Below are 2,888 nucleotides of genomic sequence, written 5' to 3'. Positions count from 1 at the left end.
ATCGCGCGTCCCGCCACAGAGACGCCCCTTGCTTTTGTCTGTCTGCGCTTCGTTTTTTTTCCTTCTTCGTGGTCGTGCCTGGCCCGGGCCAGGCGGGTCACATTGATCCGCGGCTTCATGCCCACCACCACGTATCCGGACGGGATGAGGGGAGAGAACGCCGGGTAGTGGCGTCAATGACGTGCCTGGGGAGGCCCGCCGCTACGGGCGCGGGCTGTCGCCGTTCGAATCGAGTGGGGTGTGGTGCGGTGCCCTGCACAGGGTTCATGGCTCCTCCGGAAAGAGCGTCGGTGGGCACAGGTGCTCTAAAGAACGGCCCATCCTGCTCCCCGTAACGGGTGAAGAGGAGGCAGTTGTCGTCCCCCGCCGAGTTCGGAGCGCGGGCGCACCGGAGCCAGGTAAGACCATCGGCGTCAGCCCGCTCGCTGACGTGGGCGGGAACTCGGCAGCAGATTGTCCCGACTACTGGAGCGGGTAACGGAGGTTCGTCCGCTTACCGAGTGGATCTGGGAGGGTATCGATGCGTGCTCGTGTGTGGGGCGGTACGGCAGCCGTTGTACTGGGCGGTCTGCTGGCCGCCGGCTGCGGCGGTGGGGGGAAGAACGCGGCAGGTGAGGGCACCGGGGAGGCGGGGAAGTCCGCAGCCGGGGCCTACCCGCTGTCCGTCACCGACTGCATGGGCGCCAAAACCACCTTCTCCGATGCTCCGAAGAGGATCGTCACCAGCAACGCCTCCAGCCTGGAGCTGCTGCTCCGCCTCGGCGCAGGAGACAAGGTGATCGGCACCGGCTTCCCGCCGGGCAAGGGCACACTGCCCGGCGCTCTGGACGCGCAGGGTCAGAAGGTCAAGGCGCTCAGTCAGAACGTGATCCCGAAGGAGAAGCTGCTCGGCTCCGGCGCCGACCTGTACATCGACACGTTCGCGTCCATGGGGGGCATGGGCGGGGGAGGGATGGGTGATGCGCCGACCGAGGAGGAGTTCAAAGCGGCCGGAATCAAGCACATCTATCTGAAGTCCACTGCCTGCGCGGCGCAGGGCAAGAAGCCCGTAAGGGATCTGTCGGCGGTCGAGGCCGACATCACCGCCCTCGGCGCGGTCACCGGCACGAGTGCCAAGGCGAAGGAACTCGTCGCCGGGATGAAGGAGAAGGTCGGCGCGGTCCAGAAGGCGGTCGGCGATACGGCGGAGGGCAAGCGGCCGACGTACTTCTTCTTCGACTACGACGCCGGCACCAAGCAGCCCACCGTCGTCTGCAACCGCCAGGTCGCCAACGCGGTGATCACCCTGGCCGGCGCCCGCAACGCCTTTGCCGGCTGCGATAGCGACACCAAGCAGGTGGGCTGGGAGGACGTGATCGCCAAGAACCCGGACTGGATCCAGCTCGGCGTGCGCAACCGGGGCAGTGAGGCGGCGGACAAGAAGGCGTTCGACGAGGCACAGGAGTGGCTGGAGACCAACCCGGCGACCAAGGGCCTGAAGGCGGTCAAGGAGGGCCACTTCCTGCGCATCGGATCCGAGCCGACCACGATCGCCGGTGTCGAGAACGCCGAGACGGTCGAGAAGATCGCCAAGACCCTCTACCCGGGCAAGGTCGGCTAGTCGTGCTCTCCACTCTGTCCGCGTCCCGCCGCAAGTCCACCGGGGAGAGCCAGGACGCACGCGGTCTGCCCGCCGTACCGCTGGCGTTCGTTCTCGGCGTCGCACTTCTCGCCGCGCTGACGGCCGCTGTGGCCTGGGGATCGACGTCCATCTCGCCCGGTGAGGTGTGGAGCGTGGTGTGGCGGCGACTGTCCGGTGAGGCCCCGCGACCGGGCACGAACGACCTGATCGTGTGGCAACTGCGCGTCCCCCGTGCCGTGCTGGCGGCGCTCGTGGGGGCTGGGCTGGGTGTCGTCGGTACGGCGGTGCAGGCGCTGGTGCGCAATCCGCTGGCCGACCCGTACCTGCTGGGCATCTCCAACGGGGCGTCCCTCGGAGCGGTCGCTTCCCTCGTCCTCGGCCTCGGCACCGGCGGGGTGCTCGGTATGGGGCTGTCGGGTGCGGCCTTCGCCGGAGCCCTGGCCACCTTCGCCCTCGTATGGGCCGTCGCCCGGCGGGGCGGGGGGTTCGCGCCGCTGCGACTGGTGCTGGCCGGGGTGGCGATCGGCCAGTTCCTGTCCGGCTTCACGAGCTTTCTGGTCTTGCAGGCCGGAGACGAGCAGCAGACGCACAGCGTGCTGTTCTGGCTCATGGGAAGTCTCAGCGGCGCGAGTTGGCCGGTGCTGACCATGCCCGCGATCGTGGTTCCGCTCGCCCTGCTGTGGCTACAGGCGCGGGCCCGGGGACTGAACGCCCTGATGATGGGCGACGAGACCGCGGCAGGGCTCGGCGTCCAGGTCACCCGGCTGCGCCGGGAGCTGTTCACGGTGACCAGCGTGCTGACCGGCGTCCTGGTGGCGGTGTCCGGCGCGATCGCCTTCGTCGCGCTGATGGTGCCGCACGTCTGCCGCCTGGTCGTCGGCGGCGACCACCGTCGCCTGCTGCCGATCTCGGCGCTGTTCGGGGCGCTGCTCCTGGTGGTGGTCGACATCGTCTGCCGTACGGCGATGGACGCGCAGGAACTGCCGGTCGGCGTGGTCACCTCACTCATCGGGGCTCCGGCCCTGCTGTATTTGCTGGACCGGCGCCTTGGGAGCGGCAGTTGAGAATCGACATCGAAGACCTGAGCGTCGCCTACGCCGGTCGTACGGTCGTGGCGGGGGCCCATCTGGTGGCGGCCGAGGGCGAGATCACCGGCCTGGTCGGGCCGAACGGCAGCGGCAAGTCCACGCTGCTGCGGACTGTCTACCGGCACTTGAAGCCGACCGCCGGCCGGGTTCTGCTGGCCGGTACCGACCTCCGCGAGCTG

At 68.9% G+C, this 2,888-nt stretch carries 3 protein-coding genes; all 3 read left to right on the top strand.

Annotated elements, in window-relative coordinates; genetic code table 11:
- Positions 1 to 520 precede the first annotated feature (520 nt).
- Positions 521 to 1,600, top strand: a complete 1,080-nt coding sequence (locus ACZ4XD_RS36645) for an ABC transporter substrate-binding protein (protein WP_468049802.1) — start codon at positions 521 to 523, stop codon at positions 1,598 to 1,600.
- A gap of 2 nt (positions 1,601 to 1,602) precedes the next feature.
- Entirely contained in the window at positions 1,603 to 2,685 is a 1,083-nt protein-coding gene (locus tag ACZ4XD_RS36640) for a FecCD family ABC transporter permease (RefSeq protein WP_468049800.1), read from the top strand.
- The coding region (locus ACZ4XD_RS36635; protein WP_468049798.1) for an ATP-binding cassette domain-containing protein at positions 2,682 to 2,888 on the top strand (207 nt) is incomplete at its 3' end. The genes ACZ4XD_RS36640 and ACZ4XD_RS36635, both read left to right, overlap by 4 nt.

It is taken from the genome of Streptomyces sp. NPDC029466, from assembly GCF_055574515.1.
Note: the sequence above shows the minus strand (reverse complement) of the source record. Positions and strands in the feature narration are given on the sequence as shown.